This is a genomic window from Microbacterium sp. GXS0129 (genome assembly GCF_044769785.1).
Taxonomy (GTDB): Bacteria; Actinomycetota; Actinomycetes; order Actinomycetales; family Microbacteriaceae; genus Microbacterium; species Microbacterium nymphoidis.
Window position 1 is genome coordinate 912611 of sequence record NZ_JBIZVZ010000001.1, and the last position, 21665, is coordinate 934275.

The 21665-nt window shown below is 70.3% G+C and carries 19 protein-coding genes; 6 read left to right on the forward strand and 13 right to left on the reverse strand.

The genetic code is table 11. The annotated features are described in order from the left end of the window. Genes ACIQJ5_RS04025 through ACIQJ5_RS04035 form a run of 3 tightly spaced genes read right to left on the reverse strand, consistent with a single transcriptional unit; the run spans position 1 to position 4196 of the window. Positions 1-1302, reverse strand: coding sequence for an O-antigen ligase family protein (locus tag ACIQJ5_RS04025; protein WP_231092644.1), 1302 nt, complete (start codon positions 1300-1302; stop codon positions 1-3). Then, positions 1299-2720 (reverse strand): O-antigen ligase, encoded by a 1422-nt coding sequence (locus ACIQJ5_RS04030; protein WP_231092645.1) that lies wholly within the window; start codon positions 2718-2720, stop codon positions 1299-1301. The genes ACIQJ5_RS04025 and ACIQJ5_RS04030 overlap by 4 nt, the downstream gene beginning before the upstream one ends. Before the next feature lie 54 nt (positions 2721-2774). Beyond that, positions 2775-4196: an O-antigen ligase family protein gene (locus ACIQJ5_RS04035; RefSeq protein WP_402841121.1), complete on the reverse strand. Its 1422-nt coding sequence runs from the start codon at positions 4194-4196 to the stop codon at positions 2775-2777. Positions 4197-4257: 61 nt separating this feature from the next. Here ACIQJ5_RS04035 and manA point away from each other — a divergent pair, with 61 nt between their 5' ends. The 4 genes from manA (at position 4258) to ACIQJ5_RS04055 (ending at position 10260) form a co-directional block, all read left to right on the forward strand. After that, on the forward strand, positions 4258-5436 hold the full coding sequence (gene manA, locus ACIQJ5_RS04040; protein ID WP_402841124.1) for a mannose-6-phosphate isomerase, class I: 1179 nt from the start codon (positions 4258-4260) through the stop codon (positions 5434-5436). A 144-nt stretch (positions 5437-5580) separates the two neighbouring features. Next, positions 5581-5907: a WhiB family transcriptional regulator gene (locus tag ACIQJ5_RS04045; protein WP_308071089.1), complete on the forward strand. Its 327-nt coding sequence runs from the start codon at positions 5581-5583 to the stop codon at positions 5905-5907. A gap of 145 nt (positions 5908-6052) precedes the next feature. After that, positions 6053-8899: a glycosyltransferase gene (locus ACIQJ5_RS04050; RefSeq protein WP_402841129.1), complete on the forward strand. Its 2847-nt coding sequence runs from the start codon at positions 6053-6055 to the stop codon at positions 8897-8899. Continuing rightward, positions 8896-10260, forward strand: a complete 1365-nt coding sequence (locus tag ACIQJ5_RS04055) for a DUF5719 family protein (RefSeq protein ID WP_402841133.1) — start codon at positions 8896-8898, stop codon at positions 10258-10260. Before ACIQJ5_RS04050 ends, ACIQJ5_RS04055 begins: the two co-directional genes overlap by 4 nt. 6 nt (positions 10261-10266) lie before the next feature. On the opposite strand, the gene ACIQJ5_RS04060 is transcribed toward ACIQJ5_RS04055, so the two are convergent. Next, positions 10267-10701 (reverse strand): hypothetical protein, encoded by a 435-nt coding sequence (locus ACIQJ5_RS04060; RefSeq protein ID WP_231092650.1) that lies wholly within the window; start codon positions 10699-10701, stop codon positions 10267-10269. An 84-nt stretch (positions 10702-10785) separates the two neighbouring features. On the opposite strand from ACIQJ5_RS04060, the gene ACIQJ5_RS04065 reads away from it, so the two are divergent. After that, entirely contained in the window at positions 10786-10992 is a 207-nt protein-coding gene (locus ACIQJ5_RS04065; protein WP_231092651.1) for a DUF3499 family protein, read from the forward strand. Positions 10993-10998: 6 nt separating this feature from the next. Here the strand turns inward: ACIQJ5_RS04065 and ACIQJ5_RS04070 are convergent, their stop codons facing one another. Next, a complete protein-coding gene (locus ACIQJ5_RS04070; RefSeq protein WP_402841137.1) occupies positions 10999-11796 on the reverse strand; it encodes an RDD family protein in 798 nt (265 codons plus the stop codon). Positions 11797-11813: 17 nt separating this feature from the next. On the opposite strand from ACIQJ5_RS04070, the gene ACIQJ5_RS04075 reads away from it, so the two are divergent. Further along, entirely contained in the window at positions 11814-12803 is a 990-nt protein-coding gene (locus tag ACIQJ5_RS04075; RefSeq protein WP_231092653.1) for a stage II sporulation protein M, read from the forward strand. A gap of 57 nt (positions 12804-12860) precedes the next feature. On the opposite strand, the gene ACIQJ5_RS04080 is transcribed toward ACIQJ5_RS04075, so the two are convergent. The 8 genes from ACIQJ5_RS04080 to ACIQJ5_RS04115 form a co-directional block, all read right to left on the reverse strand. Further along, on the reverse strand, positions 12861-13655 hold the full coding sequence (locus ACIQJ5_RS04080) for an aquaporin (protein WP_231092654.1): 795 nt from the start codon (positions 13653-13655) through the stop codon (positions 12861-12863). Between the two features lie 176 nt (positions 13656-13831). Continuing rightward, complete coding sequence (locus tag ACIQJ5_RS04085; RefSeq protein WP_231092655.1) at positions 13832-15283, reverse strand: catalase; 1452 nt, start codon at positions 15281-15283, stop codon at positions 13832-13834. After that, positions 15276-15725, reverse strand: a complete 450-nt coding sequence (locus ACIQJ5_RS04090; RefSeq protein ID WP_402841141.1) for a Fur family transcriptional regulator — start codon at positions 15723-15725, stop codon at positions 15276-15278. The genes ACIQJ5_RS04085 and ACIQJ5_RS04090 overlap by 8 nt, the downstream gene beginning before the upstream one ends. Before the next feature lie 140 nt (positions 15726-15865). Next, positions 15866-17173: a DUF58 domain-containing protein gene (locus ACIQJ5_RS04095; protein WP_402841144.1), complete on the reverse strand. Its 1308-nt coding sequence runs from the start codon at positions 17171-17173 to the stop codon at positions 15866-15868. Position 17174: 1 nt separating this feature from the next. Further along, a complete protein-coding gene (locus ACIQJ5_RS04100) occupies positions 17175-18149 on the reverse strand; it encodes an AAA family ATPase (protein WP_402841147.1) in 975 nt (324 codons plus the stop codon). Further along, positions 18146-19324, reverse strand: a complete 1179-nt coding sequence (locus ACIQJ5_RS04105; protein ID WP_402841149.1) for a DUF4350 domain-containing protein — start codon at positions 19322-19324, stop codon at positions 18146-18148. The genes ACIQJ5_RS04100 and ACIQJ5_RS04105 overlap by 4 nt, the downstream gene beginning before the upstream one ends. Continuing rightward, the gene (locus ACIQJ5_RS04110) at positions 19321-20001 is read right to left on the reverse strand and encodes a DUF4129 domain-containing protein (protein WP_402841152.1); all 681 of its coding nucleotides are present in this window, start codon (positions 19999-20001) and stop codon (positions 19321-19323) included. Before ACIQJ5_RS04110 ends, ACIQJ5_RS04105 begins: the two co-directional genes overlap by 4 nt. Beyond that, complete coding sequence (locus ACIQJ5_RS04115) at positions 19985-21544, reverse strand: glycerophosphoryl diester phosphodiesterase membrane domain-containing protein (RefSeq protein ID WP_402841155.1); 1560 nt, start codon at positions 21542-21544, stop codon at positions 19985-19987. Before ACIQJ5_RS04115 ends, ACIQJ5_RS04110 begins: the two co-directional genes overlap by 17 nt. Positions 21545-21665: the final 121 nt, after the last annotated feature.

A 21665-nucleotide genomic window follows, 5' to 3' on the forward strand; every position in this document is an offset into this window, starting at 1 on the left:
CTACCGTGCGGTCCCGGGAGTTTCCGGAGCGCGCGCGGCGGCCGCCTCACGCCAGGAGCGCGACTGCCCGGCGCGCATCGCGCACAGCGCGAGCATGAGCCAGCCGACGCCGAACAGCGTGAAGCTTTCGAACACGGAGTCGACCAGCAGGGTCACCAGCACCAGCGGCGTCCAGGCGTACAGCACGGAGCGGCGCTCGCTGGCCACCAGCCAGGAGCGCACCAGCGCCGTCCCGGCCAGGAGCGCGAACAGGACGAGTCCCAGCCAGCCGAGCTGAAGCAGCACGTCGAAGTATGCGCTCAGTGCGGAGGCATGGTGACGGCCGAAGAGGTTGATGGCGGTGTAGGGGAAGGCGAGCGGATCATCCGGATTCCAGGGGCCCACCCAGCCCCAGGCCTGGTAGGCGTGTGAGCGCACCTGCACGAGGATGGAGTTCCACAGCTCGGCGCGGGTGGAGAAATCGGTGCCGGCGTCCAGCAGTGCGATCACCTGGTGGCGAAGCACGTAGGCGGTCCCGATGCCGACCACCACCAGGGCGCCGAGGATCCACTGGATGCGGGTGCGGCGTTCCGTGGGCGTATGGCGCACGATCGCCAAGGCGGCGGAGGCGACGGCGACCGCCAGCGAGAGGACGATCACGGTGGGGGAGGAGCTGAGCGCGGCCAGCGCACCGGCGAGCACCAGGGAGTAGATCCCGAGCCCCCGCGAGATGGAGTGCGTGCGCAGCTCGATGACGAAGGTGATGAGAGCGATCACCGCGACGAACCCCAGCATGTTGCGGGTGCCGAACAGACCCTGGATCGGTCCTCCGGCAGCGATCGCGCCCTGCACGCCGAGGAACGGGAACGGCATGTCCAGGAGGACGCCCGAGAGGATCTCGACCAGGAGCGATCCCGTGAGGAGGGTGCGCAGGACGTCGCCGAGGGCACGAACGGTCTGCAGCGTGTCCCGGATGTGCGCGATGACGACGGCGATCACCGCGACGCCGACGAGTGCCAGCCAGTGCGAGAAGGAACGTGTCGGGCCCGACATAGGAAGCACGAGGGTGATCCCCGCCCAGGTGATGAACAGCAGCACCGACAGCGGGACGAGCCGGAGCGGGCTGATCTCGGCGCGGCGGACCACCAGGATCGCGATGCCCACCGCCACGAGTCCCGCCGCAATGGTGATCAGCGTGACCGAGCCCGCCATGGCCTCGATCGCGTGGCCGGCGAAGAACGTCCCGAAGGCGGCGAGGGCGTACGCGCGCGCCATGGCGGCGGAATCGAGCGCAGAGCGCACCGGTTCCCAGCGCCCGCTCATCGTGGCGTCGGTGTTGAGGCCCCGGGGCGGGGGCGTCGGCGGCGGGGAGCAGCGATCGGCTCACCGGCAAGGACGGGGTCGGCCGCGGTCTTGGTGGCCAGCAGCACGATCAGCAGCCATCCCCACTCCATCAGCGGACGCGACTCCGTGATGCCCTGCACCAGAAGAGCGGCCACCACGAGGATGGGCAGCAGGCTCAGCGGGGAGAACGCGCGTCGCGACTCGATGTCCCACCGCGGACGATCCACCGCCAGGAACCACGCCCGCCAGACCAGGGCGAACAGTGCTGCGGCGATGACCACCACGCCCACGAACCCCAGCTGCAGGTACACGTCCACCCACATGTCGTGCGCGTGGAAGACGCTCAGGCCATGGTCGATGATCCAGCCGTCGAAGTGTGGGTCCCAGGGCAGCCAGGGAGTCGCGAAACCCCAGCCGAACGCCGGGCGCTGATTCGCCCGCTCGATCACCTGGCTCCAGATCTCGCCGCGGCCGGTGAGATCGCCGCCGCGGCCCAGCAGCTCGAAGAGCCGGTCTCGCACGATCAGCGCCGCGGCGAGCCCGGCCACCGCGACCGCGCCGAACAGGACGTACCAGTTGCGTCGCGCCCGCAGCGTGTGGCTGCGTCGCACGGCGATCGCCGCGGCGGCGACCAGCAGCACCGCGAACGCGATGACCGCGGCGGTGGCCGAGCCGACGCGCACCAGGAGGAACAGAGTGACGATGAGCCAGGCGATGGCGACCCCGCGGCGCGACAGGCCGGCCAGGGCGGCGATGACGAACACGATCAGGGCCAGCACGCAGATCATGCCGAGCAGATTCGAATTGCCGACGATCCCCTGGATCCGCCCGGAGGTGAAGAGGTTGTCGCGGGACCAGTAGAGCTGCGTGCTCGGGTCGGTGACCTCGCCCAGGAAGGGTGGGAGAACGGGGTGGCGCAGCATCACCGAGACGAAGAGCTCGAAACCGAGGCTGAGCCCGAGCACCCAGCGGCAGGCCGAGACCAGCGCGCGAACCACCTCGCGCCACGTCAGCGCCACCGCGAGGAACACGCCGTGTGCCGTGGTCACCATCAGGGCGAACCACGTGGCCGCAGACACCGCGGGCCACGCGGACCACAGGATCGACAGCCCCGCGAGGGCCGCATAGCCCAGGAAGGCCCACGGGGCGCGCGGCCAGGACTGTGCCGTCGCGCGCCGGATGACCGGGGACAGGGTCCAGATCAGGACGGTGACGACCGTGCACACGCTCAGGACGAGCGCGACGCCCTCCGGGCCGACGAGGTTGTTCAGGGCACCCATGCACATCGCCAGCACCAGCACCAGCACGCAGTACGCGCGCAACCAGAGTCGCGCCGTGCGCTCCCGCGCGGGCGGTGCGGGCGCAGCTGCGATCGGGTGGGAGGAGTGCTGAGCCATCGTTCCCCCAGGGTATCGCGGGAAAGGCTGGTGAAACCGGTTGTTCCGTGCGCGTCAGCGCGGGTCGCCCTGCTCTCCCACGAGCGGCGCGGACTTGATCTTGAACGCGAAGGTGATCACGCACAGCCAGCCCCACAGCATGATGGGGTTGGACTCCGTGAGGCCCTGCACCAGCAGCACCGCGACGATGAGTGCGGGCAGCACACTCAGCGCCCGGTAGGGGCGGTCGGCGCGCGCATCCCATCGTGGGCGATCAATCGCGAAGAACCACGCCCGCCAGGTGAAGGCGGCGTAGGTGATGCCGATGAAGAACACGCCGATGAGGCCGAGCTGGAAGAACACGTCCACCCACATGTTGTGCGCCTGCATCACCGGGATGGTGCGCTCCAGGATCCAGGAGCGAAACCCCGGGTCCCACGGGACCCACGGGCTCGCGAACCCCCAGCCGTCGAGGGGGTGCTGCGATGCGCGCGCGAGGACCTCGCGCCAGATGTCCCGGCGGCCGGTGAGATCGGACGAGCGTCCGAGCGCCTGGAACAGCTCGTCGCGAAACAACAGGCACACCACCACGAGCGCGCCGCCGATCGACAGGAACAGCGCATACAGGCTCCCGCGCCCCGCGGGCACGTGCACCCGTCGCATGGCGAGGACGGCCACGAGAACCAGCACGGCGCCGAACGCGCACACCCAGGCGGTGGCCGAATCGCACCGGATGAAGACGTAGGCGGCGATGACGAACCATCCCGCCATTCGCACGCGCACGCGTGCGTCATCCGCGAAACGCACGGCGAAGACGAGCATCGCCATCAGGCAGATCATCGCCAGGAGGTTCGCGTTGCCCACGATTCCCTGGATGCGCCCGCCCTCGAGGAGCAGGTTCTGCGACCAGTACAGCTTGGGGTCCTCGGGGTCGACCAGCACCGGGCCCCAGGATGCGGAGGGCAGCGGTGCGCGAACGACCAGGGAGACGAAGAGCTCGAAGACCAGGGAGAGCCCGACCGCCGCCTCCAGGCCGCGGCTGAACGCCTGGACCAGCTCACGCCAGGAGAGACTCGATGCGAGGAACAGCCCGTGCATCGTGATGACGATCATGCCGCCGAAGGTGAGCAGCGTGGAGGGCAGCCAGCTGGTCCAGAGCGTCGATGCCGCGCCCCAGGCCAGGTAGGCCAGCGCGATCCAGGGCAGCCGTCGCCAGGGGAAGGCCGGCGCGAGCCCGGGGCGCAGCAGACGCGGGATCCACAGCAGTGCCGTCACCATCGCGAGCGCGATGAACACCAGCGCAGCGCCCGTGGTGCCGGCGGCGCGATCGAAGGCCGGGGCGCAGAAGATGGCGAAGACCACCACCGCGGCGTGTGCGCGGATCAGCACGGTGGACTGCTCCGAGCGCAGCGCCTCACGGCTGAGGGGCACCGCAGACGCGTCGGCCCGTGTGCGCGCGCGAATGCGCGGGAGCGGGACGGGAGCTGTGACGGTCATAGCGGACTGAGAGTAGCGGACCCGGCTCGGGGGCACCTGTGGGTGCGGATAGGCTGGCGCCGTGCTGGAGCTCATGACGAACACGCCGCGTGACTACGCCTGGGGATCGACCACTCTCCTCGCCGAGCTGGAGGGACGTGAGCCCACGGGCGCTCCCGAAGCGGAGGTGTGGTTCGGCGATCACCCTGCTTCTCCCGCCGTGCTGGCCGACGGCACCTCGCTGCCCGAGCGACTCGCGGAGAATTCCGCCGGCCCGCTGCCGTATCTGCTGAAGCTGCTCGCTGCCGGATCGCCGCTGTCCATCCAGGTGCACCCCTCGCGCGCTCAGGCGCAGGCGGGATGGGCCAGGGAGGCGGGGCTCGCCCTGGACGCGCCCGAGCGCAACTATCGCGACGACAACCACAAGCCGGAGCTCATCGTGTCGCTCAGCGAGAGATTCGAAGCGCTGTGCGGCCTGCGCCCCCTTGATGCTTCCCGTCGCTACCTCGCAAGCCTCGGAGACGCCGAGGGCGTGCGGGAGCTGCGTTCCCTGCTCGACCCCGTCGCCGATGTCACGGACGCCGACATCCTGCGCCGCGCGATCGAGCACCTCCTCGCCGGGGACGCCGCCCGCATCGTCTCCGATGTCACCGACGCCCTGGCCACAGCCGCCTCTGCGGAGTTCGCCGACGAGCTCGCAGCCGCCCGCCGGATCGCGGCCGTGTACCCGGGAGACCCCGGCATCGTGGTCGCCATGCTCATGAATCTCGCCGTGCTGGGGCGCGGGGAGGCGGTGTATCTGCGGGCGGGCCTGCTGCATGCCTACCTCAGCGGCATCGGCGTCGAGATCATGGCGGCCAGCGACAACGTGCTCCGGGGCGGGCTCACCCCCAAGCGCGTCGACGTTCCCGAGTTGCTCACGCTGCTGGACTCCACACCGGGGGTCGTTCCCGTGATCCACCCGCGGCCCCTCGCCGGTGCGACCGGTGTGGACACCTACGGTCCCGGCGTGGCGGATTTCGCCCTGGCCGTGGCCCGGCCCGATGCCGGCAGCGGCGTCATCGCCGACATGCGGGTGGACGGTCCCGCGATCGTGGTGGCGACGGCGGGTGAGTGCGCGGTGGAACTGGATGGGGAGCATGTCCTCCTGGCACCCGGTCAGGCGGCCATCGCGCTGGGGGCGTCAGGTCCGCTCCGCATCGGCGGCACCGGCGAGGCGTTCGTGGCGACGCCCGGGGAGAGCATCGATTCCGCTTCGTGACACTCCCGGGGTGTGTCATGAAGCTTGAAGGTCGGGTTGAGGAAATATGCTCTGCGACTTGACCGGAGCGAATCACACCGCTGTAATTATGTGAGCGCACCGCGACTGACGCGGTCCGTGAGGGGGAAGACAGTGGGAGAGCAGATGACGGGATCACAGTACCGTTCCAGCGTCCCCGACAACTGGTTCGTCGATCCGGTGAACCTGGGAGTGCCCGGGGTCCGGCGGCCGGTTGCCGATGACGAGGACAACGCACTGGCATGGCAGGGCGAGGCGCTCTGTGCGCAGACCGACCCGGAGGCGTTCTTCCCGGAGAAGGGCGGCTCCACGCGAGACGCCAAGCGCATCTGCTCATCATGCGATGTGCGCGGCGAGTGCCTCGAGTACGCGCTGTCCAACGACGAGCGCTTCGGTATCTGGGGCGGCCTGTCCGAGCGCGAGCGCCGCAAGCTCAAGCGCCGCGCGGGCTGACACGGAATTCGGCGTATCGTCCATCTCCTGGAGATGGGCGATACGCCGTTCTGCGTCCCGAGCCCGGTGAATCCCCGGACCGTCTGACCCCTTCCCGGCGCGGCACTCCCGAATTGCGCCGGAAGCCTGCCTACGCTGAAGCGCCATGCCTGCTCCTGTACACGCCGTCATCGTCGCGCACCCGGATGCGCGCGCCGCAGGGCTTCCCCACCTGAAGGAGACGCTCGCCGCGGTCGCAGCCCAGCGTCATCCCGTGGATGCGCTCACGATCGTGCTGTGCGGCAAGGACCGCCGCTTCGCGGAGGTGGCCGACGCGTCCGGTGCCGAGGGCATCATTCAGGCAGAAGCCGCCACCGGGTTCGCGGAGGCGATCGAGCTGGCGTCGCGCCGGGTGGATCCCGATCACGCGCTGTGGCTGCTGGCGCAGGACACGTCTCCCGCTCCTGACGCGCTGGAGCGACTGGCCGCGGTCCTCGAGCTGCAGCCCTCCGTGGCAGTGGTCGCTCCGAAACTCGTCCGCCGCAGCGATAGCGAGATCATCGCGTCCCTCGGGGTGAGCATGTCGCGTGGCGGCGAGAGCGTGGAGCTTGCCGCGGGGCAGTTCGACCAGGGGCAGCACGACGGCCGCGAGGACGTCCTGGGCGCGGACATCCGCGGTGTGCTGCTGCGCGCCGAGCGCCGCGGGGACCTGCTTCCCGATCGTGCCCTCGGGGGCGCAGACGAGGGACTCGACATCGGCGTTCGCGCGCGTCTGGGCGGCGACCGTGTGGCGCTCGCACCCGCGGCCCGCGTGGCCGTCCGTGCGGACGGGGTGGCGGGCCTGCCGGATCCGGTCCGCGCCGCCGACCGTCGCCGTATCGTCTACGTCACGCGGCTGGCCCAGTTGCACCGGCGCCTCGTCTACGCGCCGGCCGCGGTCGTCCCGCTGCACATCCTGTCCTTCCTGCCGATCGCCCTCTGGCGCGCCGTCAGTCATCTGCTGGCCAAGGCGCCTGGCGCGGTGCTCCCGGAGTGGGCGGCGGCGTTCGTCGCCGCCTTCCGCTGGCCGTCGATCGCGCGCTCGCGTGCCCGCCTGCGCGGACGACGCGGTGACTGGTGGCGCGTGGATCCCCTGCGCATCGGACGCGTTGAGCGACGCGAGATCCTGCTCGGCGACGGGCAGTCGGCCCGCACCACGAGACCGGAACTGCGCTTCTTCTCGGGCGGCGGTGCGTGGACGGTGCTGGCGTCGCTGGCGGTGTCGATCGTCGCATTCTTCCCGCTGCTGTCCTGGCCGGTCCTCGGCGGCGGCGGGGCACTGCCGTTGCGCACGCAGCTGGCCAGCCTGTGGACCGATGCGGTGTTCGGCCAGCGCGGATACGGCCTGGATGGCGCATTGCCGGCCGACCCCTTCGCGGCGGTGCTGGCCGTGCTCGGTTCGCTGATGCCCGCCGCCCCCTCCTCGGCGCTGGTGGTGCTGTGGGTCGCCGCGCTGCCGCTGGCCACGCTCGGCGGGTGGTTCGCCGCCACGCGCGTGACCGAGCGCTCCGGCCTGCGGATCGCCGGTGCGGTGCTGTGGACGATCGCCCCGACATTTCTCGGCGCGCTCGTCGACCCCCGCCCGGCGGCCGTCATCCTTCACGTTGCACTGCCGTGGCTGGTGTACACCGGGCTGGCGGCCCACCGATCCTGGGGTTCGGCCGGAGCGGCGTCCCTGCTGATGCTGGTGGTGGCCGCTTGTGCGCCGAGCGCCGGGGGAGTCCTCGCGGTGATCGCCATCGTCGCGTGCGTGGCGGCCATCTGCGTCGCCCGGTTCTCGGGTGCGATCCGCCTGCTGTGGACGCTGGTTCCCACCGCGGTCTTCTTCCTGCCCCTCGTCTGGTTCCATGTCGCACACAAGCAGCCGCTGAGCCTGCTGGCGGATCCGGGACTGCCCTACCAGGGTGCGCGCGCGTCGGACGATCTGTGGGGGCGTCTGTCGCTCCTCGCCGGCTTCCCTGCGGGCGATGGAGCAGGGTGGCCCGGCCTGCTCTCGTCGGCCGGTGCCGGCGACGCCCTCGTGCGGTGGGCGTGGTTCGCTCCCGCGCTCGTGGTCCCGGTCGCCGTTCTGGCCGCGGTCGGCGCCTTCACCGTGCGCTGGCGGGTCGGTGTGCCGCTGCTCCTGGTCGCCGGGGGTGCCGCGGTTGCCGGGCTCGTGGCCTCCCGGATCTCCGTGAGCGTGGTGGACGGGGCCGCGGTGGCACTCTGGCCCGGCTCCCTGGGCAGTGTGTCCTGGTCGGCTCTCGTCCTGGGCGCTCTCCTCGCGCTGCACTCGCTGCGAATGCCGCTGAGCCTGCGCGGTGCGCTCGGCACCATCGGCGTGCTGCTCGTGCTGGTCACCGCCGTTCCCCACCTCACGGCGGTTCTGCGCGGCGACGCCGCTGCACAGAACGGACCGCGCAGCACCCTGCCGGCGTACGTCGCAGCGGAGCTCGACGAAGGCGCACGTGGCGCGACCCTCGTGCTCGACATCCGCGAGGACGGCACAGTCGTGCAACGGGTCGTGTGGGGATCCTCGGACTCGCTGGGTGCCCAGTCGAGCATCCTCAGCACCCGGACCGCGTTCACCGCCCCGGAGGAGGAACTGGCGAACCGCATCGCCGATGCGATGACCCCTCAGGCGCAGGACGTCTCGTTCGCCGATCTCGGCATCCGCTTCGTGCTCGTCGAGCCGGTGACCGCCACCTCGGGGCCCGCAGCGGCGCTGCGCGCCCAGGCCGTGGCCGCGTTCGACCGTAACCCCGCATTCACCGCCGTCGGCGAGACCGGCAAGGGCGCCCTGTGGGGAGTGAGCGGTGAGGTGGCGCCCCGCCCGGCGCTCACCTCAGACGACCGTTCGGTCAGCGCGATCCTGATCATCGCGGCTCTGGTGTCGCTGGTGATCGCGGTGCTGCTGGCCATTCCCACCCGCGCCTCCGTGCGCGCGGCTCGCGTGCGGCCGCGCATGATCGGCGCATCGAAGGAGCAGGAATGACGAAGGAACCATCCCGGGGCCGCCTCGCTCGCGCGGGAGCGGGCATCCTTGCCGTGGCCGTCACGGCTGTCGGTGTCGCTGCGGCCGTCGTATCACCGCTTCCCGCGGTCTCCGCTGCCGTGCCAGCCACGGTCCGAGAGCCCGCCCCGGGCGACGTCACGCTGGTGTGCACGGGCTCGGCGCTGGTGCTCGGGCGGGTCACGGACTCCGCCCAGACGGTGTCGGAGGCAGCCCGCCTGACCCCGATCCTGTCGGACTCCGGTGCCGCGTCGGATGAGCTTCCCGTGCTGGGGGTCGACGGAGCCGTGTTCGGCGTCGTCAGCGCCCCGCCCGTGGACGGCAAGCGCGCCGCGGTGGCGGGCGCCGCCTCGTTCTCCTCCGACGCCGATGACCTCTCGGGATATGCGGCCTCATCGTGCCGCCCGCCGCTCACCGAGTCCTGGCTGGTCGGCATCGACGGGCGCACCGGCTCCTCCGGTGTCATCACCATCGCGAACCCGTTCGGCGTCACGGCCACCGTGTCCTTCACCGTCTACGGACTCGCCGGCCCCACCACCCCCGCGGGCGGCTCGCTCTCGGTGGCGCCCGGGACGGTGGCGACCGTTCCTGTCGCGTCACTGTCCGGCGGTGACAGCTCACCGGTGATCAACGTTCACGCGGAGGGCGCTCCGGTGCAGGCGTCGCTGCAGTCCGCGCTGGTGCGCGGGCTGGTTCCTGCGGGAATCGACTTCCAGGATGCGGTGCGTCAGGCTTCGGCGCGTCAGATCATCCCCGGTGTGACGGTCACGACCGCTGGGCCCGCCCTCACCTCCGTCCGCGTCCTCATGCCGGATGCCTCCGGACCGGTCACGGTGAGCGCGCAGCCCGTCGACGGCGCTGCTGCGCCGGTCCAGCTCAGCGTGGACGCCGTGGCCGGCATCCCGGTGGACATTCCGCTAGACGCACTGCCCGCCGGGGCGTACGACGTCACGGTGGAGGGGGCATCGCCCCTGGTCGCGGCCGTCTGGCAGGCGACCGGCGCGGGTGAGGGTGATGACGACGCCTGGTATCCGGCAGCTCCGGAGATCTCCGCGCCCACGGCGTTCGCGGTCGCGGGAGGTGCGGCAGCCGTGCTGGCGCTGTGGAACGACGGTGATGACGACGTGTCTGCGACGGTCACCGTCGGAGGGCGGGAGAGCACCGTGAACGTCCCGGCGCACGGCGGCGCACAGGTCCCCGTCGCCAGCACCGCCGACGCGGTGCTGGATCCGGGCGAGGGCGCGCTGCACGCGACCGTCTCCTATGCCGATGGCCAGCGACTCGCCGCAGCCGCGGTGTGGCCCGCCGACGCGGACAGCGCTCCGATCACGATCACACGCTGACGCAGGTCAGTTGCGCCAGCGCTGGGTGCCCAGGTCCCAGGGATCGCGATCGAGGTACTCGGCCGCGGCGCGGAAGACCGCACCCTCCATCGACATCTTGGCGCCGAGATCGTCCATGCGGTTGGCGCGGTCGAGTCGTTCGATCGGCAACCGGAAGATCACGATGCGCCGGGCCTCCCGATCCACGAACCACCGCGGCATTCCCTCGGCGTCCGCGCGCGTGGGCATGATCCCCACCTCGAAGGACACCTCGCGCAGATCCTCCCACGCGTCGCGCAGGAACTGCGCGGTGTCGTGCACCACCAGCTCGAAGCGGTCCTGCCGCGATTCGAGCGGCGGCAGCGGCGGCGGAACGACGGGGCTGCGCCCGGTGCGGCCGTGGCGGCCGTGGCGGGCGGGGCGCGGACGAGCCGGCGGAGCGGGACGTCGCGGCCAGATCATTCCTCCATCCTAGGTCGCCGAGCGCTGTGGCGGCCGTGCCTGTCGCCGTGCGATGTCCGCGATCGGGCATAGGGTGGGAGGGCTATGTTCACCAGGCTCTGCTCGAAGGTCGGCTGCTCCCGCGAGGCGGTCTCCACGCTCACGTACGACTACGCGGATCAGATGGCTGCCATCGGGCCGCTGGGCGCCGCCGGCGATCCGCATGCCCACGACCTCTGCGCCATGCACACAGAGCGGCTGTCGGTGCCGAAGGGCTGGGTCGTCATCCGCCACGAGACGCTCCAGTCCTGAACCGGATCAGCGCACCGATCCCAGCAGCGTGTTCACGCGCTCGCTCTGAATGTCCAGGGCGCGTGCCTCCCGTTCGCGACGCACCACCGCCACCGCGCGCAGGAAGGTCTCCGCGTCCACCGGTGGAACCGGCGACACCCACTGCGCCGCCTCGGCCGCCAGCTCCTGCGCGATGCGGGCGCGTGCCCCCGGCATGAGATTCGCCGACTGAGCGAGGAACTGGGTGATCCGGCGTGAGAGGCGAACCGGAAGCCGTCCGGCGTCGGCGAGCTGGGCCCAGCCGGTGAGTGCGGGCGGCAGCACGAGCACATGCTCGGGCACCTGCGGGGTGCGTGTGCGTTCGCAGTAGGCACCGGAGACGAGATCCCCGAGCCGCTGCGAACGCGGGGTGAACGCGCCCACCAGGAAGGCCAGGCCCCCGAAGGTCATGTAGATCTCGAGAACGCCGATGAGTGCACGGATGAAGGCATGCCGGAAACCCGTCGTCCCGCCGTCGGAGCGGACGATCCGCCCGCCCACCACCAGCTTCCCGACGCTCCGTCCGCGGGTGATGGCCTCCACGGCGGTCGGGACGACGACGAACGCCAGCACGATCACGCTGATCTGGATGATGGCGAACACCGACGCGTCGACACCGGAGGCGAACAGCGCGGCGAAGGCTCCGATGATGATCGCGTAGCCGATGAGCATGTCGATCACGGCGCCGAGCGCCCGCATCATGAGCCCCAGCGGCTGCACGTCGAGGGCCACCGCCTCACCGGTGAGGATCTCATCCTGATGGATCGAGCCGACGACAGCAGACATGGGTACAGTAAACACCAATGGATCTGGACGCATTGCGAAGCAGACGCCGGGGGGAGTGGGATCGCCTCGACGAGCTGTCGCGATCGCGCACACTCTCCGGCGCGGACGTGGATGAGCTGGTGGTGCGCTATCGGGCGGCATCAGCCGACCTCTCCGACATCAAGACCTCGGCGGGACGAACGCAGCTCGGTGACGCGCTCTCGGTCACGATCGCCCGCGCCCGCCACCGGCTGACCGGTGCTGGGGAGAACATCGCCCGGCAGGTCCCGCGCTTCTTCGCGCTCCAGCTGCCCGCGGCGCTGTACCGACTGCGCTGGACGACTCTGGCCATCGCCGTGGCGACCCTCGGCATCGCCGCACTCGCGGCGTTGTGGATCTCCGCGGACCCGGCCCTGATCGCCACCCTCGGCTCGCAGGCGCAGTTGCAGCAGTATGCGGAGAACGACTTCACCGACTACTACGAGCCCGGAGCGGCGTTCGCCGGCCAGGTGTGGACGAACAACGCCTGGATCGCCGCCCAGTGCGTGATGTTCGGCGTCACGGGGATCTTCCCCGTGTACGTGATCATGAGCAACGCCGTCAACCTCGGTGTCGCGGGTGCCGTGATGCTGGCGTTCGATCGCGGTGACGTGCTGATCCTCAGCCTGCTGCCGCACGGCCTCCTGGAACTGACCAGCATCTTCGTCGCTGCGGCGGCGGGTCTTCACGTGTTCTGGGCCTGGATCGCGCCCGGGCGTCGCACGCGCGGCGAGTCGCTGGCAGCCGCCGGGCGAGCACTGGCGACCACGGTGATCGGGCTCATCCTGTCGCTGGCCCTGTCCGGGCTGGTGGAGGGCTTCGTCACCGGTCAGCCCTGGCCGTCCGCGGTGAAGATCACCATCGGCGCGCTGGCTCTCGGAATCTTCCTCTTCTACATGCTGGTCATCGGACGCTGGGCCACCCGTCGTGGCGAGACCGGCGACCTCACGGAATACGAAGCCGGCACCCCGACGCTGTACGCGGGCTGACCGGCAGGAACGGCGATGGGGCGGGACCGGATCGGTCCCGCCCCATCGCTCGCGTGCTCAGCGCTTCTGGACGTTGTCGAACAGGGCGCGGTAGGAGAAGCCGGCCAGCAGACCGCCGACGATGGGGAACACGATGAAGACCCACAGCATCGACAGCGCATCGGCGCCGCCGTAGATCGCGGTGGCCAGCGAGCGGGCCGGGTTCACGGACGCGTTGTCCACCGGTACCGCGACGAGGAGGATCAGCGTCAGCGAGAGACCGATCACCAGGCCGCCGAACTGCGTGCCGCGCTTGGCATGCGTGACGCCGAGGATGACGAAGAGGAACACGGCGGTCAGGATCACCTCGATGATGATCGCCGCCGGCATGTCGAACCCGCCGGGGGAGAGCCTGCCCCAGCCGTTGCTGGCGAATCCGCTGTCCTGTGCGGACGTGAGCCATCCGGCGGGACCGAACAGGCCGATCAGCACCAGCGCGCTGCTGGCGACCACGCCACCGACGACCTGCGCGATGATGTAGGGCAGCGTGTCCTTCCACGCGAATCGTCCCGCGGCGGCGAGACCGAGGGTGACGGCGGGGTTGAAGTGTCCGCCCGAGATCGGGCCGAACGCGTACGCGCCCATGATGACGCTGAGACCCACCGCGACCGCGGCGACGACGGGGACGATACCCGGAGCCGGCGCGTTCTGGACGTCGGCGAGATGAGAGCTGAAGAGGGCCGCGCCGATCAGGCCGAACACCAGCAGGAAGGTGCCGAGAGCCTCGGCCGCCAGCTTCGAGCCCATGGTGGGCTCGGCGCTGGCCGATGCAGCAGACGCGGGGCTCTTGCCCGTGCGCGGATCACGACTCATTTGATACTCCGTTCGAACGACTGTTGTGGGGGCACCGCTGGTTCGTCGCTGATCGTATCGGCCCCGCGCTTTCCCGGTGAGAGCGACGCACACCTAGCCGCAAAGCTGTGTCATCGGCTCCGCACGCAAAAAGGGGGCCGGACCATGTGGTCCGACCCCCTTGTGAGGGAGAGCGATCAGGCGCCGACGCGCTGGCGGATGGTGGCGCCGAGGGTGGCGTCCACATTCGTCCAGTACTGGATGAAGCGCTCCTTGATGCGGTCCTGCGTGAGGGCGGCGTACTGACCGAGCAGCACCTCCAGGAAGCGGGCCTTCTGGGCATCGTCGTACACGTCGCGGTACAGGGTTCCGGCCTGGCCGAAGTCGTCGTCCTCGGCGTGCAGCGTGTACGCGGAGCGCACGAGCTCGCCGTCGTTCTCCCAGCTGCCCTCGACACCGCGTGCCGGGTCGGCCGCGGGGCCACCGTAGGAGTTCGGGGTGTAGACGCGGGCGTCCGCCGGGTTGAACAGGAACTGCATGTTGCCCTCGTGCATGTAGTTGTTCACGGGGGCGGCGTGCGGCTGGTTCACCGGCAGCTGGTTGTAGTTGGTGCCGATGCGGTGGCGCTGTGCGTCCGGGTAGGCGAACACGCGTGCCATGAGCATCTTGTCCGGCGAGATGCCGGTTCCGGGGACCTGGTTGCCGGGCGAGAAGGCGGCCTGCTCGATCTCCGCGAAGAAGTTCTGCGGGTTGCGGTTCAGCGTGAAGTGGCCCACCGGGATGAGCGGGTAGTCCGCGTGCGACCACGTCTTGGTGAGGTCGAACGGGTTGAAGCGATAGGTCTTCGCCTCCTCGTACGGCATGATCTGGACCGAGACGTCCCAGGTGGGGAAGTCGCCGTTCTCGATGGCCGTGAACAGATCGCGACGGTAGTAGTCCGCGTCCGCGCCGGCGATGCGCTCGGCCTCTTCCGGGGACATCGCCACGACACCCTGACGGGTGTGGAAGTGGTACTTGACCCAGAACCGCTCGCCGGCGGCGTTGATCCACTGGTAGGTGTGCGAGCCGTAGCCGTTGAGGTGACGCCACGACTTCGACAGACCGCGGTCGCCCATGAGGTAGGTCACCTGGTGCGCGCTCTCAGGCGAGAGCGTCCAGAAGTCCCACTGCATGTCCGCATCGCGCAGACCAGACTGACCGAGGCGCTTCTGGGAGTGGATGAAGTCGGGGAACTTGATCCCGTCGCGGATGAAGAACGTGGGGGTGTTGTTTCCCACGATGTCGAGGTTGCCCTCCGTGGTGTAGAAGCGCAGCGAGAAGCCGCGCACGTCGCGCCAGGTGTCGGGGGAGCCCTGCTCACCGGCGACGGAGCTGAAGCGGATGAGCGTCTCGCTGGTGGTGCCCTTCTGGAACACCGCCGCGCGGGTGTACTGCGACACGTCCTCGGTGATGACGAGCTCGCCGAATGCCCCGCCGCCCTTGGCGTGCGGGTTGCGCTCCGGCACGCGCTCGCGGTTGAAGGAGGCGAGCTTCTCCACCAGGTAGCGGTCGTGAAGGGCGGTGACACCGTCAGCGCCGACCGTCAGCGAGAACTGGTCGCTGGCGACGGGCGTGCCGGTCTGGGTGGTGGTGAAGTTGGCTTCAGCCATGTCCATTCCTTTCGCAGTCTGAACAGATGGCACGGAAGGTGACGGTTGCTTCCAACACGCGCATTCCGTGGTCTTGAGAGGGAATCAAGCAGGGGGCGTGCCCGACGGTGCACTCCACGTCCTCCACCCGCCCGCAGACGATGCACTGCAGATGGTGGTGGTTGTCGACGTACTCGAGTTCGTAGAGGGCGCGATCGGCATCGGGCAGGCTCACGCGGCGGACGATGCCCGCGTCGGTGAGATCTCCCACCACGCCGTGCACGGTCGGCAGGGCAATGCCCGGGACCGCGTCGCGGATCGCACCATGGATGGCATCGACCGAGGCATGGGGGTGGGCGGCGAGAGCGGTGTACACCGCCACGCGCTGTGCGGTGACCCGGAGACCGGCACCGCGCAGCACGTTCGCCACGTGCTCCGCCGTCGGTGTCTCCCGGTGTGCCATGCCGTCGAGTCTACGCGTTTTTCTGACTCATTCGTAAATACGACTCACCCGTGATTCGATGCCATCGTCGTATGGCGCACTCCGTGGGCGGGGGTCGCCGCGTTGCGCGGATTCTCGCCCACAGAGAGAGGTCTCGCGGGCTAGAGGCGGCCCTGGGCCTTGAGCTCGAGGTAGCGATCGGCGATGCGTGGCGGCAGGTGCTCGGGCGTGTCGGCGATGGCGTCGCCGCCCGAGCGCTCCACGGCGTAGGCGACGAGTGCCGCCTCGTGCGCGGTCTGCTCTGCGGCCGCCGCCCGGTAGACGGCGTCGGCATCTCCGCGCTCGGCAGCGATCTCATCCAGCGCGGTGTCCGTCGCCGACCCCACCACCAGCCGCGCGCCCCGCGGGACCAGCCCGAGCGAGGTCAGGAAGGCTCGCGAGCTCAGCGGCTCGTCCTGCGCGGTGAGGATGACCAGCAGCGACGGGCGCACGCCCAGCGCGCGGGTCTGGGCAAGCGCCGCATCCCAGTCGGTGTCGATCAGCTGCGCATCGACACCCGCCATTGCGTCGGTGAGCGCGGGCAGCAGCCCGGGGCCGTCCACGCCGGTCACCCGTGCCCGAACGACGCGATCGAACATCAGAAGGTGCACGTGATCACCGGCTCGCTGTGCCAGCGCCGCGAGCAGCAGCGTGGCCTCCATGGCGGCGTCCAGGCGCGTGGCATCGCCCACACGGGTGGCAGCCGTGCGCCCGGTGTCGATGATCACCACGACGTGCCGGTCACGCTCGGGCCGCCAGGTGCGGAGCATCGTCGTGCCGGCACGGGCGGTGGCACGCCAGTCGATCGAGCGGACGTCGTCACCGCGGACGTACTCGCGCAGCGAGTCGAACTCCGTGCCCTGCCCGCGCACCTGGATGGACGTGTTGCCGTCGAGCTCCTTGAGCCGCGCCACGCGGGAGGCCAGGTGCCTTCGCGAGGAGAACGCCGGGAGCACCCGGATGCGGCCTTCACTGTGCAGGCTCGCCTGTCGGCCGGCCAGGCCCAGGGGGCCGGCAGAACGCACGGTGACGAAGGCGCTGCGCAGCTCACCCCGGCGCCGGGGGAGGAGCGCAATGACGATCGAGCGTCGCTCGCCCGCAGGGATGACGATGTGCTCGCGGCGTTGCGGCGCACCGGCCGTGGGCTGCCAGGCATCTCGCACCACCAGGACAGCGCGCCGAGCACCGTGGTTGGTGAGGATCAGCTCGGTGCGGACCGGCTCCCCGAGACGTGAGCGCCCGGGGACGTCCCGGTCCACCGCGAGCCGCCGGGGATCTGCGGCGAGGGCGGTGTCCGCGACCACGAGGGCGAGCACCAGCACCACCCACAACAGCAGCATCGTCCAGGCACTGATGCCCATGCTCGTGGAGAGCACGACGGGCACCACGCCGAGGGCGAGGACAACGGGGGCACGGCCGGTCAGATACACGTCAGATCGGTACCCGGGTCTGCGCGAGGACGCTGGTGAGCACCGAGTCGGCCGACACGCCTTCGATCTCGGCCTCGGGACGCAGCTGCAGTCGGTGCCGCCACACGGGCACGACCATGGCCTGCACGTGATCGGGCGTGATCGCCGGAAATCCGCCCAGCCACGCCCACGCCTTCGCGGCCGCCAGCAGAGCTGTGGAGGCGCGCGGGCTCACTCCCACCTGCACCGACGGGCTGCTGCGCGTGGCCCGGGCGAGATCGACGATGTAGGCGAGCACGTCGTCCGTCACCGCGACGCGGGCGACGGCCTCCTGCGCCGCGGCGATCTCGGCGGGGGTCACCACCGTCTGCAGGCCGGCCGATTCCAGCGATCGCGGGGTGAAGCCGGCGGCGTGACGGCGGAGCACGTCCACCTCGGCGTCGCGACCGGGCACCTCCACGATGAGCTTGAGCAGGAATCGGTCCAGCTGGGCCTCAGGCAGCGTGTAGGTGCCCTCCTGCTCGATCGGGTTCTGCGTGGCGGCAACCAGGAAGGGCTCGGGGAGACGGCGGCTGACGCCGTCGCTGGAGACCTGTCGCTCCTCCATCGCCTCAAGCAGCGCGGACTGTGTCTTCGGCGGCGTGCGGTTGATCTCGTCAGCCAGAAGCACGTTCGTGAAGACGGGCCCCTCACGGAACTCGAACTCGCCCGAGCGGGCGTCGTAGATCAGCGAGCCGGAGACGTCGCCGGGCATCAGGTCGGGGGTGAACTGGATGCGCTTGGTGTCCAGCCCGATCGCACGTGCGAAGGAGCGCACCAGCAGAGTCTTCGCCACCCCGGGCACGCCTTCCAGCAGGACGTGCCCGCGTGCGAGGAGCGCGATGAGCAGGCCGGTGACCGTTCCGTCCTGGCCGACGACCGCCTTGCCCACCTCCCAGCGGACGCGGTTGATCGCGTCGCGGGTGGGGTCCGGGGTGGAGTATCCGGGTGTGCTCACGAGCGCTTCCCTTCGGTTCGTACGGCGGCGCGGATCGCCGCTTCCCATTGTGCGAGTCGGTCGCTGAGCTCGACGAGCTCGGCGTCGGTGCCCGGCTCCGGGCCGGTGAGGAGGGCTCGCAGGGCGTCACGGGGGCCGGCGACAGCGGCCGCGGCCGCCTCGATCACAGCATCCGTGGTCGCACCGCGTCCCATTCCGAGGAGGCGGCCCAGCTCGGCGGTGCTGCGCCGGCGGAGGATACGCGCCGCGTGCCCGGTGTCCCGAGCCCGTGCATAGAGGCGGGCGCGCCCCTCCAGGGTCTCCGATGCCCGGACCGTGACCGGCAGCCGCTCCGCGACCAGAGGACCGAATCGCCGGCCGCGCCAGATCGCCGCGACCGCAGCGGTCAGTGCCAGAAGCACGAGTGCGGGGGTGACCCACCCGGGGGTGAGATCGGCCAGAGTGGCATCCGAGGTGCCCTGCGCATCGCTGTCGTTCCAGCTGGGGACGTACCAGACGAGCGAGTCGTGCTGGCCGAGGAGGGCCAGCGCCAGCGCCGCGTTGCCGTTCTCGGTGATATGCGCGTTGGTGAACAGCAGTGACGCATCCAGCGCGGTCACCGTTCGCCCCTCGTCCGACTGCGAGATCAGCGCCGCGCCACCGCCCGCGGGGAAACAGGCGACATCGCCGCCCGTCATCAGGGCACCGGGACGGATCGTTCCGGCGTTACTCGCGGCGGGGAGGTCGCAGTGCGCGTCGACCGCTGTCGTTCCGTAGCCGACGATCTCCGCGCCCGGGATGGCCAGATCCAGCACGGCGGAGCTTGGACTCAGCAGCACCGTGGCGGGCGCCGCGTCGATCATCGCCCGAACCGAGTCGTCCGACAGTGCGAACGGATCGGGAAGCACGAGCGTGCCTGCACCGCCGTCGAGCAGCCGGGTGACGTCGGAACGGGCGCGCACCACGTCCACCGTGACGCCGTGATCGCGCAGCACTTCGACCAGAGCCCGGTAGCCGTCGGGGCCGTGGCTTTCGGGATCGGTGCGATCCTTCTCCGACACCGTGAACGCGCTCGCGGACCACAGCAGCAGCCCGGAGGCGACGGCGACGATGACGACCACGACGAGCCACCCTCGCCATCCCCGCCGGCGGCGGGAGACCAGCGGCGTGCCCGCCTCCTGCGCTGTGCGGGTCATGCGGTCACCGCCGTGAGCTCCGGGAGGGCGGCGGGGCGGGTGCGCTCCAGGCGCTCGTCGGTGCCGGTGATGCGCTCGAACGCGTCGGCGGTGCCGGGCTGTCGGAGGTATCGGACGGCGTCGAACAGGTCTGCCGCGATGTTCAGCTCTGCGACCTCGCCGGGGAACGCGGCGGCAGCCTGCGCCGCGAAGGCGTGCACGGTGGCTCCGGGCCCGAGGCGCACCGCTCCGCGTTCGGACAGGCCGCGCGCCAGTGCCCGGAAGCGGAGGATCACGGCTTCATCCCAGTCGCTCGCCGCGGCTGCCTGGCGGGCCGCGCGTCGGAGCTCTGCGGCGGTGCGGGTCTCCTCCTCGCCGAAGAGCAGGTCGTCGGCGGTGAGGCGCGACGTCGCGCGTGCCCGCGGCACACCCCACACGATGACGGCCGCGACGATGATCGCCACGATCAGCACACCGATGATGGCGGCGACGACCATGCCGCCACCCGGTCCGATCTGCGGATTGAGGATGCTCGAGATGAAATCGCTGATGGCCTTCGCCATCTGGTCGAACCAGGTGGGCTGGGCCTCGGCGTAGGCCGGCTTGGCCAGCTCGTCCTCGAGCCAGGAGCGGGCCTCGTCCGGGTCCGGAACCAGGGGGACCTCGGAGAATCCGATCACGTCAGCGGGACTGCTCATCATGCGAGGGATCGACGGGAGCGGCGTACGGATCGCCGGGGGCGCCCTCATTGTGCTGCGGGGTCGGCGGCGCGACGAAGGGCTGCTGTGCGCTCGCTGCCGGGTACGCGGGCGCCTGTCCGTACGTCGGTGCAGCAGGGCCCTGTCCGTATGTGGGTGTCTGTCCGTATGTGGGTGTCTGTCCGTATGCGGGTGTCTGTCCGTATGCGGGTGTCTGTCCGTATGCGGGTGCCTGCCCGTATGCGGGTGCCTGCCCGTATGTGGGTGTCTGCCCGTATGTGGGTGCCTGTCCGTATGCGGGTGCCTGTCCGTACGCGGGGTTCTGCGGGTAGCCGGACGTCTGCGGATACGTGGCGTACCCCGGTGTCGCGGGGGTCGCTGTGTATCCGGATCCGTAGCCGGGCGACATCGGGTAGGGCCCACCGGAACCGTATCCGGGTGCGCCCCCCGCGGGGGACGGCGTGTGCACCCGAGCGGGGTCGTATGCGAAGGGATCCGAGGTGGGCTCGCCGAGATCACGCCGCTCCACGTACGCCAGCAGATCGGCGTCGAGGCCCTCGCGTCGCATGCGGGCGTCGGTATAGCAGAGCGTGAGCGCCGTCGCGTTGACCACGAGACCCACAGACTGGATCACGACCTGCACGACCAGCGACGGCAGCGTGGCGATGAACAGCGTGTTCATCATCGCCGAGAAGTCGCTGGGGGTGCCCGTCGGGGAGAAAACGGCGGCTCCGAGGCCCGTGATCATCTGCACGACCGAACCGACGATGCCGGCGATCGTTCCGAAGGCCAGGTTGATGAGGATGCTCACGCCGAACACCACCCAGAAGCGACCACGAGTCAGCGTCCAGGAGCGGCCGATCGCGGAGCGGATGCCGGCGCGCTCCAGCACGATGGCGGATGTCACCAGAGAGAGCTTCGTGTTGAGCCAGAGGAAGAGGACGAACACGCCCAGGATCAGGAGGATGACGAGGATGACCGTGATCGCGATGCCGCCGCGGCCAAGACTCATCGATGCCCCGACGGCCACCGCGATGATCACGACGGCCGGCACGGCGATGACGACCGCCATCGCCAGGCCGATGAGGAAGGTGTAGCCGATCAGCCTGCCGAGAACCGGGGTGACCCGCCGCCACAGCTGTCCCAGGGTCTGCCGCTCGGCCACGACGCCGCCCGCGACGTCCGCCGCGACGACGGCCTGCACCACGATGGTGACGCATTGCATCACCAGACCGATCACCAATGTGCCCAGGAAGATCAGCAGGGAGTTGCCCGCCACGATCGTGCTGTAGTCGTCGGACGCGAGCGACGCCGTCTCCAGGCGTGGCATCGTGAGCAGCAGCAGACCGGTGATTCCCAGCGTCCCGAGGACGCTGACGCCCACCTGGAAACAGACCGCAAACCCGAAGAGCACCTTGGGGTTGTGGCGCAGCGCGCTGAAGGAGCGACCGAGGATCTGGCCGAAACTGAGCGGGTGCAGCGGGATGATCCCCGGTTGTGGCGCAGGAGTCCACGCGGGATATGTGCCCGGATTCAGTGTCACGGTGAGCCCCCTCGATGCGTGTGATCCCCATCGTGTCACATGCGCATCGACCCTCGAAATCTCTCCACCGGATGCTCTCAGACCGATCCTGCGCCGCTTCCCACCGTTCTGCAGGCGTGTC

Excerpts from the sequence above, each read along its gene's own strand:
- ACIQJ5_RS04025 (WP_231092644.1), bottom strand. The coding sequence starts at position 1,302 with ATGAGCGGGCGCTGGGAACCGGTGCGCTCTGCGCTCGATTCCGCCGCC.
- ACIQJ5_RS04030 (WP_231092645.1), bottom strand. The coding sequence starts at position 2,720 with ATGGCTCAGCACTCCTCCCACCCGATCGCAGCTGCGCCCGCACCGCCC.
- ACIQJ5_RS04035 (WP_402841121.1), bottom strand. The coding sequence starts at position 4,196 with ATGACCGTCACAGCTCCCGTCCCGCTCCCGCGCATTCGCGCGCGCACA.
- ACIQJ5_RS04045 (WP_308071089.1), top strand. The coding sequence starts at position 5,581 with ATGACGGGATCACAGTACCGTTCCAGCGTCCCCGACAACTGGTTCGTC.
- ACIQJ5_RS04050 (WP_402841129.1), top strand. The coding sequence starts at position 6,053 with ATGCCTGCTCCTGTACACGCCGTCATCGTCGCGCACCCGGATGCGCGC.
- ACIQJ5_RS04055 (WP_402841133.1), top strand. The coding sequence starts at position 8,896 with ATGACGAAGGAACCATCCCGGGGCCGCCTCGCTCGCGCGGGAGCGGGC.
- ACIQJ5_RS04060 (WP_231092650.1), bottom strand. The coding sequence starts at position 10,701 with ATGATCTGGCCGCGACGTCCCGCTCCGCCGGCTCGTCCGCGCCCCGCC.
- ACIQJ5_RS04065 (WP_231092651.1), top strand. The coding sequence starts at position 10,786 with ATGTTCACCAGGCTCTGCTCGAAGGTCGGCTGCTCCCGCGAGGCGGTC.
- ACIQJ5_RS04070 (WP_402841137.1), bottom strand. The coding sequence starts at position 11,796 with ATGTCTGCTGTCGTCGGCTCGATCCATCAGGATGAGATCCTCACCGGT.
- ACIQJ5_RS04075 (WP_231092653.1), top strand. The coding sequence starts at position 11,814 with ATGGATCTGGACGCATTGCGAAGCAGACGCCGGGGGGAGTGGGATCGC.
- ACIQJ5_RS04080 (WP_231092654.1), bottom strand. The coding sequence starts at position 13,655 with ATGAGTCGTGATCCGCGCACGGGCAAGAGCCCCGCGTCTGCTGCATCG.
- ACIQJ5_RS04085 (WP_231092655.1), bottom strand. The coding sequence starts at position 15,283 with ATGGCTGAAGCCAACTTCACCACCACCCAGACCGGCACGCCCGTCGCC.
- ACIQJ5_RS04090 (WP_402841141.1), bottom strand. The coding sequence starts at position 15,725 with ATGGCACACCGGGAGACACCGACGGCGGAGCACGTGGCGAACGTGCTG.
- ACIQJ5_RS04105 (WP_402841149.1), bottom strand. The coding sequence starts at position 19,324 with ATGACCCGCACAGCGCAGGAGGCGGGCACGCCGCTGGTCTCCCGCCGC.
- ACIQJ5_RS04110 (WP_402841152.1), bottom strand. The coding sequence starts at position 20,001 with ATGAGCAGTCCCGCTGACGTGATCGGATTCTCCGAGGTCCCCCTGGTT.